The organism is Variovorax sp. 770b2, assembly GCF_900115685.1.
Lineage (GTDB): Bacteria > Pseudomonadota > Gammaproteobacteria > Burkholderiales > Burkholderiaceae_C > Variovorax.
Map to the genome: position 1 here is coordinate 2,994,050 of NZ_FOXJ01000001.1, position 14,778 is coordinate 3,008,827.

Consider the following 14,778-nt stretch of genomic DNA (forward strand, 5'->3'; position numbering starts at 1 on the left):
CATGCACTACACCGTCAACGGCCACACCACCTACTGCTACACCGGCGGCAAGCCCTTCGATGCGGCCAGACCCACGGTCGTGTTCATCCACGGCGTGCTCAACGACCACAGCGTGTGGATCCTGCAGAGCCGCTGGTTCGCCAACCATGGCTGGAACGTGCTGGCGGTCGACCTGCCGGGCCACTGCAAGAGCGAAGGCCCGCCGCCCGCGAGCGTGCAGGAGGCGGCGCAGTTCGTCATCGCGCTGCTCGACGCGGCCGGCGTGCCGAAGGCCGCGCTGGTGGGCCACAGCTTCGGCTCGCTGATCGCGCTCGAAGCGGCCTCGCGCGCACCCGATCGCGTGACGCACCTGGCGCTGGTCGGCACGGCCTATCCGATGGTGGTGTCGCCCGCACTGCTGGAGGGCGCGCTCAACGATCCGCAGCGCGCGATCGCGATGGTCAACACCTTCTCGCATTCGCTGCTCGCACCGCCGCCCTCCTCGCTGGGCCCCGGCACCTGGCTCTACGGCAGCTCGCGCGCGCTCATGCGCCGCGTGCTGGCGAGCAACCGCGCGCACAACGTGTTCCACATCGGCTTCAAGGCCTGCAACGACTACGCGAACGGCGAGGCCGCGATCGAAGCGGTGCAGTGCCCGGTGCTGTTCCTGCTCGGCGATGCCGACCAGATGACCCCGCCGCGCGCCACCAAGGCGCTGGTCGGCAAGGCGCGCCACGCGAAGGTGGTGACGGTGCATGCCGGACACTCGCTGATGAGCGAGGCGCCGGACGAGACGCTGTTCGCGCTGCGCGATTTCCTCGGCACGCAGGCGAACTGAACCGGCCGGCTCGCCGGCGGACTACTCGTTCGCGACGATGCCCGCGCGGTACGCCAGCGCGCGGTAGCGCGGAATCTCCGCCTCGACCTGCCGCAGGAAGCTGGCCGCGCCGACCATCGTCGGCTCGATGCCCTGTGCGCGCAGCTGCGCCTGCAGTGCAGGGCCAGCCAACGCCTCCACGAGGGCGCGCGTCAGCGTGGCGAGCACCGGCGCGGGCGTGCGCGGCGGTGCGGCGAGGCCGTACCAGGCGTCGAAGCTGGCCTCGGGCAGCCCCTGCTCGGCCAACGTGCGCACGCCGGGCAGGAGGCCCGAGCGCGCGGCGCCCACGATGCCCAGCGCGCGCAACTTGCCAGAGCGCACATGGGGCGCGACCGAGGCCACGGTGTCGATGCCCATCTCGACCTCCCCGCCCATCACCGCCACCAGCGCCTGGCTGCTGCCCCGGTACGCGATGTCCTGCAGCCGGATGCCCGCGGCCAGCGCGAACAGTTCGCCCGTGAGGTGCGAGCCCGATGCGTTGCCGAACGTGGCGTAGCGGACGCGCCCGGGACGCGCCTTTGCCGCATCGATCAGTTCGGGCAACGAACGCCACGGCGTGCCGCTGCCCGCGACCAGCACCAGCGGCACCCGCGCGACGATGGCGATGGGCGCCAGGTCGCGCGACGGGCGGTAGGCACGGGCGGCGCGCAGTGCCGGATTCACGCTGTAGCTGGTGGAGCCCGCCAGCAGCAGCGTGTAGCCGTCGGGCCCGGCGCGGGCCACGATCCCGGTGCCGATGAGGGTGGAGGCGCCGGGCCTGTTGTCGATCACGACGGGCTGGCCGAGGTGCTGCGACAGGGCCTGGCCGATCATCCGCGCCACGATGTCCGTGCCGCCGCCGGCCGCGAAGGGGACGACGAGGCGGATCGGCTTCTGCGGCCAGGCCTCTTGCGCCGTCACCGCTGAATGCGCCGCCAACGCCGCGCCCGAAACTCCGCAGAGCAGCACCCGGCGCGAGATGCCGGAGGCGGTCTGTTTCAAGGCATGCGCGGGCACGGAGAACGAGAGGCGAGGCCGGTCGCGAGGGTCGGTCGCGAGGGACGATCGATCAACGCAGCGCGTTGATGTCCGCCGGGTCCAGCAGCACCTTCGGCGCGCCGCCGCGTGCCACGGCCAGCATGGCCAGGCCGATCTGCTCGGAGGTCGTCACCTTGTCGGGCCAGAGCCGGTAGGCCAGGCTCAGCAGCGGCGAGATCACCATGTAGACGCTGTGGTACAGCGGCGTCTTGGAACGCGCGCCATGCAGCGGCTGGATGATGCCGGGGCGGAACATGTAGGCCGCCTTGAACGGCAGGCGCAGCAGGGCATTTTCGGTCGCGCCCTTCACCCTTGCCCACATGCTGCTGCCGCGCTCGCTGCTGTCGGTGCCGGAGCCCGTTACGTAGGTGAATGTCATGCCCGGGTTGAGCCGCGCGAGCACGGTGGCCGCGGCCATCGTGAGGTCGTAGGTGACGCGGCGGTAGTCGTCTTCCTTCATGCCGACCGACGACACGCCCAGGCAGAAGAAGCAAGCGTCGAAGCCCTGCAGCTGCGGCTCGACGGCCGTGTAGTCGTACATGTCCTTCACGACCAGCTCCTGCAGCTTCGCGTGCTGCTGCCCGGTGGCATTGCGCCCGACCGCGACGACGCGTTCCACGTCGGGGGCCAGAAGGCACTCGCGCAGCACGCCCTGGCCCACCATGCCGGTGGCGCCGAAGATCAGGATGTTCATGGGAGGAAGGTCCGGTTAAACCGAGAACGTCGCCGGCTTCTTGTTCAGCACGGCAAGGAGCAGATCGACGTCCAGGCTCGATGGCTGCGGCGGCTGCAGGGCGCCGAGCATGCGCGACAGCGTTTCGGCATGCGGCAGCAGCGGGCCCAGGAAACGCGTGCCGTCGGCACCGGCGACCAGGAGCGTGGGGAAGGTCTCCACGTCGAACCCGTCGGCGATGTCGGCGTGGTCCTCGATGTCGACCCAGCCGAAGCGCAGCTGCGGATGCGCGCGCGCCACCTGCTCGAACAGCGGCCGGTAGTCGCGGCAGGTGCCGCACCATTCGGCGCACAGGCACACGACCCACAGCGCATCGCTGGCCGGATCGGTGGAATCGGTGGTGGCGGGCAGAGCGCTCAAGGCTGATGCGTCGGTGGTGTGAAAGGGGGACCGGGGTGGTGCGGCCGCAAGGTCGTGGCTATTATGGACAAAGCCCACACAAGGCGCACCAGCGCCCAGGAGACCCGCACGATGAACACCACGACTGCCCCGGAATCTGCCGTCGATCCGCGCCGTTTCAAGAGCTTCGCGCAGTTCTACCCGTTCTACCTGACCGAGCACGCCAACCGCACCTGCCGGCGCCTGCACTTCGCGGGCTCCACGCTGTCGCTGCTGTGCCTCGTGGCGCTGGTGGTCACGCTCAACCCGCTCTGGCTGCTGGCGGGGGTGCTGGTGGGCTATGCCTTCGCCTGGGTCGGGCACTTCGGCTTCGAGAAGAACAAGCCCGCCTCGTTCAAGCGGCCGCTCTATTCCTTCATGGGCGACTGGGCGATGTACCGCGACATCTGGCTGGGCAAGGTGAAGATCTAGCTGCTGCTTAGATCAGCAGCACGTCGCCCAGGCGCAGCGACCGCAGCGGGCCCTTCTGCCAGAGGTCTTCGAGCGGCTCGGCCTGCGGCATCAGGAGTTCCTTGAGCAGCGGCTCGATGGATGTCGAGGGGTCGGCCAGCAGCACGTAGCGCGGATCCTCGTCGGCGGGCTCCTCGGCCAGCGGCGCGATCCAGTCGAGCGCGACCAGCGTCTCGAGCACCGGCGCGAGCTGCAGCGCATCGACCCGCATGCGCGTCACCAGCTCGCCCGCGCCCATGCCCTTGGCCGGCGTGGCCTGCGCGCGCGCCAGGTGCTGCAGCGTTTCCATGGCCAGTTGCAGCGGCCAGCCGGCCGCGCCGCCGCGCCGCGCCACGCCCGTGAGCAGGCTCGGCAGGTAGGCCGCGATGACCGCGCCGAGCAGCACGATCACCCAGGCCACGTAGATCCACACCAGGAGGATCGGGAAGGTCGCGAACGCGCCATACAACACCGAGTAGGTCGGCACCAGGCTCAGGTAGTAGGCCAGCACCCGCTTGGCGATCTCGATGGCCGCCGCCACGAAGAGCCCCCCGGCCCAGGCGTGCGACCAGCGCACATTGGTGTTCGGCACATAGTGGTAGAGCGAGGCCATGCCCACCGCCAGCAGCACGAATTCGAAGGTGTCGAAGAACAGCTTGACCATGCCGCGCCCCACCACGTCGCTCGTGGCCGAGACCACGTAGGAGGTGGTCGACAAACTCACCGCGAGGATGACCGGCCCGAGCGTGATCGCCGCCCAGTAGATCAGCACCCGCTGCGCGAAGGGCCGCGGCGTTCGCACGCGCCAGATGTTGTTGAGCGTCTTGTCGATCGTGAGGATCAGCGCGATGGCGGTGATCAGCAGCACGATCAGGCCCGCGATCCCGAGGCCGCTCGCCTTGCTCGCGAACTGGTTCAGGTAGCCGAGCACCTGGCGCGCGATGTTGTCGGGGATCAGGCTCTCGATGAGCCAGCGCTGCAGGCGGCCCTGCATCTTGGCGAACATGGGGAACACGGTGAAGAGGGCCAGCGCCACCGTGAAGAACGGGACCATCGCGATGGTGGTCGTGAAGGTCAGGCTGCTGGCCGTCAGCCCGAGGCGGTCTTCACGGAAACGCTCCCCCAGCACCGCTGCGGTGTTGCGCCACGGAAAGCGTGAAAGATCCCTCCAGAGTTGCCGGCGATTCATGGCGGCTATCATGCCATCCGCCCTTTTCGGGGCGCTCGCCGCCCTTCGCGCAGTGCCCTCCCTCCTTTCGCAGCCCACCGTGTCCGCCACTCCGCTCCCGCCCTCTTCCGTCCGCGCCACCCGATGGCTTGCCGTGGGCAGCCTCGTCGGCCTGATCGTGCTGGGCCTGGCCTGGGAGCTGTGGCTCGCGCCGCTGCGGCCCGGCGGCTCGCTGCTCGCGCTGAAGGTGCTGCCGCTGGTCGTTCCGCTCGCAGGGCTCTACAAGAACCGCATGTACACCTACCGCTGGGTCAGCCTGATGATCTGGCTCTACTTCACCGAGGGCGTGGTGCGCGCCTGGAGCGACACCAACGGCGTGGGACAGGTGCTCGCGCTCATCGAGGTGCTGCTGTGCCTGGTGCTCTTCGCGGCCTGCGCGTGGCATGTGCGCCTTCGCCTGCGCCACGCCAAGGCCGCCGCTGCCCGTCAACTGGAGGCTTCCGCCCAATGACTTCTTCCGCTTCCCCCGTTGCATTGATCGACCAACTGCGCGCCATCGTCGGCGCCTCGCATGTGCTCGACGAGGGCGACCTCACCGCCTACGAGCAGGACTGGCGCAAGCGCTCGCGCGGCAAGTCGCTCGCGGTGGTGCGGCCGGCCAATGCGCAGCAGGTGGCCGACGTGGTCAAGGCCTGCGCCGCGGCCGGCACGGCCATCGTGCCGCAGGGCGGCAACACGGGTCTGGCGGTCGGCTCGATTCCCGACGACAGCGGCACGCAGGTGGTGCTGAGCCTGCAGCGCCTCAACGCGATCCGCACCATCGACGCGGCCAACCTCACGATGACCGTGGAGGCCGGCTGCATCCTGCAGACGCTGCAGGAGGCTGCGGAAAAAGAGGGCTACCTGTTCCCGCTGAGCCTGGCGGCCGAGGGCAGCTGCACCATCGGCGGCAACCTCGCGACCAACGCGGGCGGCACGCAGGTCGTGCGCTACGGCAACACGCGCGAACTCTGCCTGGGCCTGGAAGTGGTCACGCCGCAGGGCGAGATCTGGGAGGGCACGAGCGGCCTTCGCAAGGACAACACGGGCTACGACCTGCGCGACCTCATGATCGGCAGCGAAGGCACGCTGGGCATCATCACCGCGGCGACCATGAAGCTCTACCCGCTGCCGGCCGCGCAGCTCACGGCCTGGGCCGCGGTGCCATCGCTGGACCACGCGGTCACGCTGCTGGGCCTCGCGCACAAGCACCTGGGCTCTGGGCTCACGGGCTTCGAGGTGATGGGCAAGTTTGCGCTCAGCCTGGTCGACAAGCACATGCCGCAGCTGCGCGTGCCCTTCATCGCCGACGAAGCCGTGCCCTACTGCGTGCTGCTGGAGAACTCCGACAGCGAATCCGAAGACCACGCGCGCGCCCGCTTCGAGGCGCTGCTGGAGACCGCCTTCGAAGACGGCTGCGTGACCGACGCGGTGGTGGCCGAGAACCTCACGCAGGCGCACCAGCTCTGGCACATCCGCGAGAGCATTCCGCTCGCGCAGGCCGAGGAAGGGCTGAACATCAAGCACGACATCTCGATCCCGGTGTCGCGCATCCCGGCCTTCGTGGCCGAGACCGATGCGCTGCTCCGGCGCGAAATCGCCGGCGTGCGGCTCGTGAACTTCGGCCACCTGGGCGACGGCAACCTGCACTACAACGTGCAGGCGCCGGAGAACATCGACACCAAGGCTTTCTTGAAGAACGAGGAAGACCGCATCAACACGCTGGTGTACGACGCGGTCGAGAAGTTCGGCGGCTCGTTCTCGGCCGAGCATGGCGTCGGTTCGCTCAAGCTCGACAAGCTCGAGAAGCACAAGTCGCCGGTGGCGCTGGAGATGATGCGGGCGATCAAGCGCGGGCTCGATCCGAAGAACACGCTCAACCCCGGGCGCGTGATCCGCGTCTAGCCGGGAAAGTCCTCGCCGCGCAACTCGATCGGCTGGCCGTGCGGCGTGCGGTCGGCCGCGTGGTCCCAGGCGTGGCGGTAGCGGGCGAGCTCGTCGCCCGAACTCGCGCCCTTGCGGGCCACGAGGCCTTCGAGCGCGGCGAGCCAGTGGCGGTAGTAGGTCTCGCCGGTGTCGGGGTCGCCCGCGGCTTGCGCGGCGGCGATCTCCGATGCAAGCGCCTCGGCCCATTCGACCCAGGTGAAGAGGCCGCGCTCATGCAGCGCCAGCGTCATCGCGAAGGCCTGCGCTTCCCAGGGCTCCTTGAACACCGGGCCGTCGGCATCGCGCGGCATGCCGGGTGCGACGGCCAGCGGTGGCATGTCGTTCTTCATGCGGCGGGCTCCAGGTAACTTTCCCACGCATCGACCGACACCGAGAGGTTCTGTCGCGCCGCCTGCTCGCCCCAGAGCTCGGCCTCGTCGAAGACCACGGTGTAGAGCCACTGCGGCTGCTCTCCGAGCCCTTGCGCGTTTGCATCGGCGAACACGTGCGCGCCGTGGACATGCTCGATCGTGCCGCGCTTGCCCTGCACATAGCCCGGCAGCCGCGTGTGATGGTCGACCTTGCCCAGGTGCATGCGCACGGCCTGCCCGACGGCGAAGCGCGCCGGGCCCGGCTCGGGGCGTTCGGTGGGCGAGCCCTTGGCGAGCACCGCGGGCACGTTCGCGGCCTGCAGCACGCGGGCGACCGGCGCGGGCGGATGCTTCATCTCGCCGGATGCGATCTCGTCGGGAAAAACCTGCGCGCGCTGCAGCATCAGCTGCTCCAGCGCACTGAGCCAGATCTGGTAGTAGCTCAGGTCGCGGTAGTCCGGCAGCGTCTCGCGCACGGCGCGGCTCGCATCGATGTTCCAGGAGCCGGTCGCGCCCATCGCAAGCGTGAGGGCCAGCGCGCGCGGCTCCCAATCGGCGTGGAACAGTTCGCCCTCGGGTTCGGGCGTGACCGGCCCGAAGCCCGGCTGGCCGCCGAGGTCGGCATGCGTGACGTAGCTCATGCGGCGCTCCCCGTCGAAGGCGCGTCCACCAGGCGCGTGCCGATCATCGAATCGCGCGAGACCAGCGCGGCGAGTTCCTCTTCGCTCATTTCCTCGGTGCCCGCGGGGCGCTGCGGAATCACCAGATAGCGCACCTCGGCGGTCGAATCCCAGACGCGGATGCGCGTGGTCTCGGGCAGCGCCGTGCCGAAATCGGCCAGCACGCCGCGCGGGTCCTTCACGGCGCGGGAGCGATAAGGCGCGCTCTTGTACCAGGTGGGCGGCAGGCCGAGCACGGGCCAGGGGTAGCAGCTGCAGAGGGTGCAGACGACCATGTGGTGCTGTTCGTCGGTGTTCTCTACCGCCACCATGTGCTCGCCCTGCCGGCCGGTGTAGCCCAGCGAGGCGATGGCCGCAGTGGCATCGGCCATCAGCCAGTCGTGGAACGCCTGGTCGACCCAGGCCCGCGCCACCACCTGAGCGCCGTTGCGCGGGCCGATGCGGGTCTGGTAGGTGTCGATCAGCGCGTCGAGCGCGGCGGGGTCGATGTAGCCCTTGTGCGTGAGCACGCTTTCCAGGGCGCGCACGCGCAGGTCCATCTCGCCGAGTTCGCTGTGGTCGTGGGCATGATCGTGGCCGTGCGCGTGGCCGTCCGTGGGGTGGTCTTGGCTCATGGACGCCATGCTAAGCGGTGGCACTTAAAATCCGAAAACCCGCCCCTGAGAGCCCCCTCTTCCATGACCTCCACGCCCACCCGCCCCGTCCGCTCCCAGTACGAAGATTTCATGCGCCACGTGGACACCCACGGCGTGTTCAAGAGCGACCGCACCGGCACCGGCACCAAGAGCGTGTTCGGCCACCAGATGCGCTTCGACCTGAACGAGGGCTTTCCGTTGGTGACCACGAAGAAGGTGCACCTGAAATCCATCATCCAGGAACTGCTTTGGTTCCTGACCGGATCGAGCAACAACAACTGGCTGAAGGAACGCGGCGTCAGCATCTGGGACGAATGGGCGCGCGAAGACGGCGACCTGGGCCCGGTGTACGGCGTGCAGTGGCGCAGCTGGCCCACGCCCGATGGCGGGCACATCGACCAGATCTCCGACGTCATCAAGACCCTGAAGACCAACCCCGATTCGCGCCGCATCATCGTGAGCGCCTGGAACGTGGCCGAGCTCTCCAAGATGGCGCTGATGCCCTGCCACGCGTTCTTCCAGTTCTACGTGGCGCCGCCGCAGGCCGAGGGAGAACGCGGCAAGCTGAGCTGCCAGCTCTACCAGCGCAGCGCCGACATCTTCCTGGGCGTGCCCTTCAACATCGCGAGCTACGCCCTCCTCACGCACATGGTGGCGCAGCAGTGCGACCTGGACGTGGGCGACTTCATCTGGACCGGCGGCGACTGCCACATCTACAGCAACCACGCCGAGCAGGTGAAGCTGCAGCTCAGCCGCGATCCCTACCCGTATCCCGTGCTGAACATCAAGCGCAAGCCCGATTCGATCTTCGACTACCAGTACGAGGATTTCGAAGTGCTCGACTACAAGCACGGCGATCCCATCAAAGCGCCCGTGGCAGTGTGAGCCACATGACCGAGCCCCGCATCAACCTCATCTACGCCCGCGCCGCCAACGGCGTCATCGGCGCCAACGGCACGATCCCCTGGCACCTGCCCGAGGACATGGCGCACTTCAAGCAACAGACCGCCGGCGCGCCGGTGATCATGGGCCGCAAGACCTGGGACTCGCTGCCGCCGCGCTTCCGTCCGCTGCCCGGGCGGCAGAACATCGTGGTCACTCGGCAGGCCGACTGGCGCGCCGAGGGTGCGCTGCCGGTGGGCAACCTGCGCGACGCGCTCTCGCTCTGCGCAGAGGCGCCATCGCCCGAGGTCTGGGTGATCGGCGGCGCGCAGATCTACGCCGAGGCCGAGCCATTGGCACACCGCGCGGTCGTGACCGAGATCGCGCGCGACTACGAAGGCGATGCGCATGCACCCGTACTCGACAGCGCGGCATGGCGCGAGACGCAGCGCGAATCGCACGTCTCGACCAAGGACGGCCTGGCCTTCAGCTTCGTGACCTACGAACGCATCGCACCCGCGCACGCATGAGCGACGACAGCCCCATTCACCCGCCCGCGCCGCAACTGAAGCGCCGGTCCGTGGTGATGGGCGCTGCCTTGCTCGCGGGCCTTGCGCCCCTGCAGGCGCTGCAGGCCGCCGAGCCGCTCGAGCCCGACGAGGAAGCGCTCTTCATGCCCGGCACGGCGCGCCCCACCGACGATGGCCGCATCGAGGTCGACATCCACGCCTGGATCTTCGAGCGCGAACGGCGCTGGGGCCTGGACGGTGCGCTGGCGCGCTACCTCGGGCTGAACCTCAAGAAGCTCTCGCCCACGGCGCGGCTGCGCTTCAACCAGCGCACCGCGCTGTTCCACGCGGAGTCCGAGGAAGGCAAGCTGATCGACGTCGTCTTCGACGGCACGCAGACCCGCGTGAAGATGCCCGCCTCGACCGCGAACGGCCGCACCAACCTGCGCGTGGTGGTCGATGCGCCGCGCACCGCGGCGCCGGTGCAGTGGCTGCAGTTCCACGGCGTGACGGGGCCGGGCGAACTGCTGCACCGCTTCAGGGGCCAGGCGCTGGTCGTGCCCGCCGAGGGCGTGTCGGTGATCTCGGACATCGACGACACCATCAAGCGCACGCAGGTGCGCGACCGGCGCGAGATGCTCCTGAACACCTTCGCGCGGCGCTTCGAGGCGGCGCCCCGCATGGCGGCGTACTACCGCGCGCTCGCGCAGGTGCCGGACACGCGCTTTCACTACCTCTCGGCGAGCCCGATCCAGCTCTATCCGGCGCTCGCGGATTTCGTTCGCGACAACGACTTTCCCGCCGGCAGCATGCACCTGCGCGAGAGCACCACGTGGCGCACGCTGATCCCGGGCGCCGAGGATTCGCGCGCGCACAAGCTGGGCGTGATCGACCGGCTGCTCACCGAATTTCCGCTGCGCCGCTTCGTGCTGGTGGGCGACTCGGGCGAGGCCGATCCGGAGATCTACGCGCAGGTGTGGCGCGCGAACCCGCGGCGCATCGACAGCATCGTGATCCGCGACGTGACCGACGAAGGGCGGCTCTCCGATCGCTACCGCGCGACCTTCGAGGGCATCGATCCGGTGCTCTGGCACATCCTCGCGCCCGACACCACCGCCTGGCCGCTCCAGGCCAGCAAATAGCCTGCTGCAGTGCAGCGGCAAACGGTTGCGCCCGCACCGCGCAGCCAAAGTGAAAACTTCAGTACAAGTGTCAAAAGGGCATGCCCGCCGCAGGGATTAGCCACGGCTAATTGTTTGTGCGCACAATGTCCGGACCGCCATCAAGACAAGGAGACGGCTCATGTCCATGGAGTTTCTTCGGGTGATCTCCGAGCAGAGATTGCCCTATGTGATCCACACGCCCGCAGACATCGACAGGCTGCGCGTGCTGCGGGCGGCCGACCTGGTCACCGCATTCATCCCGCCTTCCGGGCGCGCACCGGACGAGCGTGCGATACGCCAGCTCGCGCAGGTCGAATCGATCACAGCCAAGGGCAAGCTGGCCCTCAACAAGGCCACGTCGGCATTCATCGAGTTGTGAGTTCGCAGGGCTTTTTTCATCCGCATCAGGGCTGCGAATTTTCAATCGGATGGCTCATCGCATACCGCTCCAGAAACACATAGAGCACCATCCCGCCGGCCAACGGCAACAGGTAATAGAGCGCGCGATACGCGAGCACCGCGCCCATCAGCGCGCCCTGCTTCACGGTGCCTGACAGCAGCGCGAGATACACCGCCTCGAGCACGCCGAGCCCCGCGGGAATCGGCGTGATCACGCCGACGATCGATGCGGCCATCAACACACCCAGCGTGGTCGTGTAAGGCACCTGCTGGCCAAGCAGCAAGTACATCGCCGAACCCATCAGCGCCCAGTTCGTGGTCGACAGTGCCAACTGCACCAGCGCGAGCCGCGCGCTAGGAAATTTCAACCGCCGGTTCCTCACGCGCCATTCGCGTCCGCGCAAGAGGGCACAGGCCACGACATAGGCCACGGCCAGGAGAATCATCACGACGCCGATCGCACGCAACGCACCCGGCCCGATGGGCGCGCGGCTCGGCGGCGCAATGGCGCCCGCCGCGAACAGGCCGCCCGCCAACAGTCCATAGCCGAGCCAGTTGGTGGCGAGGCTGAGCCCGACGATCTGCGCCACGCCGGCCTCGTCCAGGCCCGCGCGCGCATACAACCGCGCACGCATCGCAATGCCGCCCACCAAGGAGCCGAGATTGAGGTTGAAGGCGTAGCTGGTGACCGCGATCGCCCACGTGCGCCAGCGCGGCAGCGCATGGCGCGTGTGACGCTGGCCGATCAGGTCGAAGCAGCCGTACAGCGCATGGCTTGCGGTGGCCAAGCCCAGCACGCCGAGCAGCAGCCAGGGCGAGTAGCGTTGCAGCGCGTGCCAGGCGCCGGCCCAGTCCACCTTGTGCGCATGCGAGAGCAAGAGGCCCAGGATGGCGATGCCGACCAGCGGCAGCACCCAGCGGCGGCTGCGCTGCCAGAGTGAGGTTGTCGACGTTGCCGAAGTGGCCGACGTGGCGGGTGCGGAAGAAGCTCCGGCAGGGACAGTGGCTGCGTTGCCGTCCATGGTCGCGCGCCTTGTGGTTGTATTCAGGAATGCCGCCGCGATGTCAGGACTTGTCCTTCTTTGATTTCTCCGGTGTCTTCTCTTCCGCGGAGCCTTCGTCGTGGAGCTTGCGGTTCTTCACCTCTTTCATCAGCGCCTCGCCTTCGGTGTCCCGGCCGTCACTGGGCACGGACTCCTCTTGCGTGATTTCGGGCTCCTCATGGGGGCGCACTTTGGAATTCATGGGCATCTCCTGTTGAAGGCCCGAGTTTCCGGATGCGCGGCGCGCGACTCGCCAGCCGCCGGCGACGCGGCGTGCAGGACATTGCCCCTAGTTGCGCCACCTCAGGCGCCGCCGACCAGCTCCCACAGCGCCTCGGCCACCGGCGTCATCGGGGTGAGCTGCCGGTACAGCCGGATGTCCACCGGCACGCGCCAGCCGCCCGCGCCGGCATCGACCAGCGCGCCGCTGCGCAGGTCCTGCGCCACCAGGCTCATCGGGAGCCACGCCAGGCCGCGCCCTTCGAGCGCCATGGTCCGCAGCAGCGCGGCATGGTGCGCCGTGAAGACCACCGGGAGGGACGGCGCGAAGTCCTTGCCGAACTCGCTGTCCTGGATCGATCGCATGATCCGCCCGAGGCCCGATGCCTCGCTGTACGCCAGCACCGAGGGCGCGCGGTCCGCGCCCAGCGCGTGCTGCGGCGAGCCATCCGCACCGGGCGCCGCGACCGGCACCAGCACGTCGTCGCTCAGGCGCTGCACCGGGTACTGCGCTTCGTCGAGCCGGCCGGGCGCGCCGGCATGGCCGTGGCACAGCACGAACTGCACGCGGCGCTGCAGCATCAGGTCTTCGCAGGCCTGCGAGCTGTCGGAGATGGTCTGGATCGGCCCCATGCTCAGCCGCGCCTCCACGCTGCCCAGCCAGCGCGGAAAGAAGGTGAGCGAGAGCACGTGCGTGGCCGCGAAGCTCAGGCTCGCCGCGTCCAGGTCGTGCGCGTGCCGGGCCTCGGTGCGGGCGGCCTGCAGGCCGGCCAGCACCTCCTGCAGCAGGGGCTGGAAGCGCTTGCCCGCCGCGGTCGGCGCGACCGGGTGCGCGCTGCGGTCGAACAGGTCGACGCCCACCCACTCCTCCAGCGCGCGGATGTGCCGGCTGAAGGCGGGCTGGGCGATGGAGCGGGCCTGTGCCGCGCGCGAGAAATTGCCGGTCTCGGCCAGGGCCAGGAAGTCTTCCAGCCATTCGAGATCCAGGGGTCGGTTGCCGGGGCCCATGTGCAGCGCGGTGAATGAATAGTTGTATGCGATTGGAGTATTGGACGGTGCAGGCCCCGCCGGAAAAAGATGCACGCCTTCTGCACTGCACCTTGAACCACGGCGGAGATTCTCCCCCACCCCCTCATGAAAATCGTCGACATCCTCGAATCCACGCGTCCCATCAAGTCGGACATCCGCAACGCCTACATCGACTTCTCCAAGATGACCCTGAGCCTGGTGGCCGTGGTCACCGACGTGATCCGCGACGGCAAGCCGGTCATCGGCTATGGCTTCAACTCGAATGGCCGCTACGGCCAGGGCGGCCTGATCCGCGAGCGCTTCCTGCCGCGGCTGCTGGAGGCCGAACCCGCGTCGCTCCTCGACGAGACCGGCGAGAACCTGGACCCGCACAAGATCTGGGCCCGCATGATGATCAACGAAAAGCCCGGCGGCCACGGCGAGCGCTCGGTGGCCGTGGGCACGATCGACATGGCCGTGTGGGATGCCGTCGCCAAGATCGCCGGCCAGCCGCTCTACCAGCTGCTGGCCGAGCGCTACGGCAGCGGCACGCCCGACCCACGCGTGTTCGTCTATGCGGCGGGCGGCTACTACTACCCCGGCAAGGGCGTCGAGGGACTGCAGCGCGAGATGACCAGTTATCTGGAGCGCGGCTACTCGGTCGTGAAGATGAAGATCGGCGGCGCCACGCTCGCGCAAGACTGCGAACGCATCGAGTCGGTCCTGAAGATCCTCGGCCCCGGCCAGCAGCTGGCGGTGGACGCCAACGGCCGCTTCGACCTGCCCACCGCCATCGACTACGGCCGCGCGCTCTCGCAGTACCCGCTCTTCTGGTACGAGGAAGCCGGCGACCCGCTGGACTACGAGCTGCAGGCGAAGCTCGGCGAGGTGTACGCGGGCCCGATGGCCACGGGCGAGAACCTGTTCTCGATGCAGGACGCGCGCAACCTCATCCGCCACGGCGGGATGCGGCCCGACCGCGACTGGCTGCAGTTCGACTGCGCACTGAGCTACGGGCTGGTCGAATACCTGCGCACGCTGGACATGCTGAAGGACCACGGCTGGTCGCCCTCGCGCTGCATTCCGCACGGCGGCCACCAGATGTCGCTGGCCATCGCCGCGGGCCTGGGCCTCGGCGGCAACGAGAGCTACCCCGACCTGTTCCAGCCCTATGGCGGGTTTCCCGACGGCGTGAAGGTGCAGGACGGCTACGTCACGCTGCCGCCGCTGCCGGGCATCGGCTTCGAAGGCAAGGCCGATCTGATCGCGCAGATGCGGGCGCTGGCCAGCTAGCGGCGTTGC

At 68.7% G+C, this 14,778-nt stretch carries 19 protein-coding genes; 9 read left to right on the forward strand and 10 right to left on the reverse strand.

Going from position 1 to position 14,778, the window contains the following annotated elements:
* The first annotated feature begins 1 nt into the window (after window position 1).
* Window positions 2–817 carry an alpha/beta fold hydrolase gene (locus BM133_RS13855; protein ID WP_093434441.1) on the forward strand — a complete coding sequence of 272 codons (816 nt, stop codon included), beginning with the start codon at window positions 2–4 and terminating at the stop codon, window positions 815–817.
* Between the two features lie 21 nt (window positions 818–838).
* Here the strand turns inward: BM133_RS13855 and BM133_RS13860 are convergent, their stop codons facing one another.
* The 3 genes from BM133_RS13860 to BM133_RS13870 form a co-directional block, all read right to left on the reverse strand.
* On the reverse strand, window positions 839–1,837 hold the full coding sequence (locus BM133_RS13860; protein ID WP_256219169.1) for a Bug family tripartite tricarboxylate transporter substrate binding protein: 999 nt from the start codon (window positions 1,835–1,837) through the stop codon (window positions 839–841).
* A gap of 67 nt (window positions 1,838–1,904) precedes the next feature.
* Window positions 1,905–2,567: an NAD-dependent epimerase/dehydratase family protein gene (locus BM133_RS13865; protein ID WP_093434444.1), complete on the reverse strand. Its 663-nt coding sequence runs from the start codon at window positions 2,565–2,567 to the stop codon at window positions 1,905–1,907.
* Window positions 2,568–2,582: 15 nt separating this feature from the next.
* On the reverse strand, window positions 2,583–2,966 hold the full coding sequence (locus BM133_RS13870; protein WP_093434445.1) for a thioredoxin family protein: 384 nt from the start codon (window positions 2,964–2,966) through the stop codon (window positions 2,583–2,585).
* A gap of 111 nt (window positions 2,967–3,077) precedes the next feature.
* On the opposite strand from BM133_RS13870, the gene BM133_RS13875 reads away from it, so the two are divergent.
* The gene (locus tag BM133_RS13875; protein WP_093435337.1) at window positions 3,078–3,416 is read left to right on the forward strand and encodes an Mpo1-like protein; all 339 of its coding nucleotides are present in this window, start codon (window positions 3,078–3,080) and stop codon (window positions 3,414–3,416) included.
* Between the two features lie 7 nt (window positions 3,417–3,423).
* Here the strand turns inward: BM133_RS13875 and BM133_RS13880 are convergent, their stop codons facing one another.
* Window positions 3,424–4,635, reverse strand: coding sequence for a YihY family inner membrane protein (locus tag BM133_RS13880; protein WP_093434446.1), 1,212 nt, complete (start codon window positions 4,633–4,635; stop codon window positions 3,424–3,426).
* Between the two features lie 67 nt (window positions 4,636–4,702).
* Here BM133_RS13880 and BM133_RS13885 point away from each other — a divergent pair, with 67 nt between their 5' ends.
* Together BM133_RS13885 and BM133_RS13890 are read left to right on the forward strand one after the other, a co-directional pair.
* On the forward strand, window positions 4,703–5,113 hold the full coding sequence (locus tag BM133_RS13885) for a DUF2069 domain-containing protein (protein WP_093435338.1): 411 nt from the start codon (window positions 4,703–4,705) through the stop codon (window positions 5,111–5,113).
* Window positions 5,110–6,546 (forward strand): FAD-binding oxidoreductase, encoded by a 1,437-nt coding sequence (locus tag BM133_RS13890; protein WP_093434448.1) that lies wholly within the window; start codon window positions 5,110–5,112, stop codon window positions 6,544–6,546. Before BM133_RS13885 ends, BM133_RS13890 begins: the two co-directional genes overlap by 4 nt.
* Here BM133_RS13890 and BM133_RS13895 read toward each other — a convergent pair.
* From BM133_RS13895 to nthA, 3 genes are read right to left on the reverse strand one after another with little or no spacing between them, the layout of a single operon-like run.
* Window positions 6,543–6,917, reverse strand: a complete 375-nt coding sequence (locus BM133_RS13895) for a nitrile hydratase accessory protein (protein ID WP_093434449.1) — start codon at window positions 6,915–6,917, stop codon at window positions 6,543–6,545. The genes BM133_RS13890 and BM133_RS13895 overlap by 4 nt on opposite strands.
* A complete protein-coding gene (gene nthB, locus BM133_RS13900) occupies window positions 6,914–7,579 on the reverse strand; it encodes a nitrile hydratase subunit beta (RefSeq protein WP_093434451.1) in 666 nt (221 codons plus the stop codon). Before nthB ends, BM133_RS13895 begins: the two co-directional genes overlap by 4 nt.
* Window positions 7,576–8,232 carry a nitrile hydratase subunit alpha gene (gene nthA / locus BM133_RS13905; protein ID WP_093434452.1) on the reverse strand — a complete coding sequence of 219 codons (657 nt, stop codon included), beginning with the start codon at window positions 8,230–8,232 and terminating at the stop codon, window positions 7,576–7,578. Before nthA ends, nthB begins: the two co-directional genes overlap by 4 nt.
* A gap of 63 nt (window positions 8,233–8,295) precedes the next feature.
* Here nthA and BM133_RS13910 point away from each other — a divergent pair, with 63 nt between their 5' ends.
* The 4 genes from BM133_RS13910 (at window position 8,296) to BM133_RS13925 (ending at window position 11,186) form a co-directional block, all read left to right on the forward strand.
* A complete protein-coding gene (locus tag BM133_RS13910; protein ID WP_093434454.1) occupies window positions 8,296–9,138 on the forward strand; it encodes a thymidylate synthase in 843 nt (280 codons plus the stop codon).
* Between the two features lie 5 nt (window positions 9,139–9,143).
* Window positions 9,144–9,665, forward strand: a complete 522-nt coding sequence (locus tag BM133_RS13915) for a dihydrofolate reductase (RefSeq protein WP_177224798.1) — start codon at window positions 9,144–9,146, stop codon at window positions 9,663–9,665.
* Entirely contained in the window at window positions 9,662–10,786 is a 1,125-nt protein-coding gene (locus BM133_RS13920; protein WP_093434457.1) for a phosphatidate phosphatase App1 family protein, read from the forward strand. Before BM133_RS13915 ends, BM133_RS13920 begins: the two co-directional genes overlap by 4 nt.
* A 160-nt stretch (window positions 10,787–10,946) precedes the next feature.
* Window positions 10,947–11,186: a hypothetical protein gene (locus BM133_RS13925; protein ID WP_093434458.1), complete on the forward strand. Its 240-nt coding sequence runs from the start codon at window positions 10,947–10,949 to the stop codon at window positions 11,184–11,186.
* Between the two features lie 25 nt (window positions 11,187–11,211).
* Here BM133_RS13925 and BM133_RS13930 read toward each other — a convergent pair whose 3' ends face one another.
* The 3 genes from BM133_RS13930 to BM133_RS13940 all read right to left on the reverse strand — a co-directional run bounded on the left by BM133_RS13930 (window position 11,212) and on the right by BM133_RS13940 (window position 13,476).
* Window positions 11,212–12,228, reverse strand: a complete 1,017-nt coding sequence (locus tag BM133_RS13930) for a lysylphosphatidylglycerol synthase domain-containing protein (RefSeq protein ID WP_093434460.1) — start codon at window positions 12,226–12,228, stop codon at window positions 11,212–11,214.
* Between the two features lie 43 nt (window positions 12,229–12,271).
* A complete protein-coding gene (locus BM133_RS13935; RefSeq protein ID WP_256219170.1) occupies window positions 12,272–12,451 on the reverse strand; it encodes a hypothetical protein in 180 nt (59 codons plus the stop codon).
* A 101-nt stretch (window positions 12,452–12,552) separates the two neighbouring features.
* The gene (locus tag BM133_RS13940) at window positions 12,553–13,476 is read right to left on the reverse strand and encodes a LysR family transcriptional regulator (RefSeq protein ID WP_093434463.1); all 924 of its coding nucleotides are present in this window, start codon (window positions 13,474–13,476) and stop codon (window positions 12,553–12,555) included.
* Between the two features lie 126 nt (window positions 13,477–13,602).
* Between BM133_RS13940 and BM133_RS13945 the strand changes: the two genes are divergently transcribed.
* Window positions 13,603–14,769, forward strand: coding sequence for a mandelate racemase/muconate lactonizing enzyme family protein (locus tag BM133_RS13945; protein WP_093434464.1), 1,167 nt, complete (start codon window positions 13,603–13,605; stop codon window positions 14,767–14,769).
* Window positions 14,770–14,778 lie beyond the last annotated feature (9 nt).

What these genes read in the sequence shown, in the direction of transcription:
- BM133_RS13855 (WP_093434441.1), top strand. Translation starts at nt 2, where the DNA reads ATGCACTACACCGTCAACGGCCACACCACCTACTGCTACACCGGCGGC.
- BM133_RS13865 (WP_093434444.1), bottom strand. Translation starts at nt 2,567, where the DNA reads ATGAACATCCTGATCTTCGGCGCCACCGGCATGGTGGGCCAGGGCGTG.
- BM133_RS13875 (WP_093435337.1), top strand. Translation starts at nt 3,078, where the DNA reads ATGAACACCACGACTGCCCCGGAATCTGCCGTCGATCCGCGCCGTTTC.
- BM133_RS13880 (WP_093434446.1), bottom strand. Translation starts at nt 4,635, where the DNA reads ATGATAGCCGCCATGAATCGCCGGCAACTCTGGAGGGATCTTTCACGC.
- BM133_RS13890 (WP_093434448.1), top strand. Translation starts at nt 5,110, where the DNA reads ATGACTTCTTCCGCTTCCCCCGTTGCATTGATCGACCAACTGCGCGCC.
- BM133_RS13895 (WP_093434449.1), bottom strand. Translation starts at nt 6,917, where the DNA reads ATGAAGAACGACATGCCACCGCTGGCCGTCGCACCCGGCATGCCGCGC.
- nthB (WP_093434451.1), bottom strand. Translation starts at nt 7,579, where the DNA reads ATGAGCTACGTCACGCATGCCGACCTCGGCGGCCAGCCGGGCTTCGGG.
- nthA (WP_093434452.1), bottom strand. Translation starts at nt 8,232, where the DNA reads ATGAGCCAAGACCACCCCACGGACGGCCACGCGCACGGCCACGATCAT.
- BM133_RS13910 (WP_093434454.1), top strand. Translation starts at nt 8,296, where the DNA reads ATGACCTCCACGCCCACCCGCCCCGTCCGCTCCCAGTACGAAGATTTC.
- BM133_RS13915 (WP_177224798.1), top strand. Translation starts at nt 9,144, where the DNA reads ATGACCGAGCCCCGCATCAACCTCATCTACGCCCGCGCCGCCAACGGC.
- BM133_RS13920 (WP_093434457.1), top strand. Translation starts at nt 9,662, where the DNA reads ATGAGCGACGACAGCCCCATTCACCCGCCCGCGCCGCAACTGAAGCGC.
- BM133_RS13925 (WP_093434458.1), top strand. Translation starts at nt 10,947, where the DNA reads ATGTCCATGGAGTTTCTTCGGGTGATCTCCGAGCAGAGATTGCCCTAT.
- BM133_RS13930 (WP_093434460.1), bottom strand. Translation starts at nt 12,228, where the DNA reads ATGGACGGCAACGCAGCCACTGTCCCTGCCGGAGCTTCTTCCGCACCC.
- BM133_RS13935 (WP_256219170.1), bottom strand. Translation starts at nt 12,451, where the DNA reads ATGAATTCCAAAGTGCGCCCCCATGAGGAGCCCGAAATCACGCAAGAG.
- BM133_RS13940 (WP_093434463.1), bottom strand. Translation starts at nt 13,476, where the DNA reads ATGGGCCCCGGCAACCGACCCCTGGATCTCGAATGGCTGGAAGACTTC.
- BM133_RS13945 (WP_093434464.1), top strand. Translation starts at nt 13,603, where the DNA reads ATGAAAATCGTCGACATCCTCGAATCCACGCGTCCCATCAAGTCGGAC.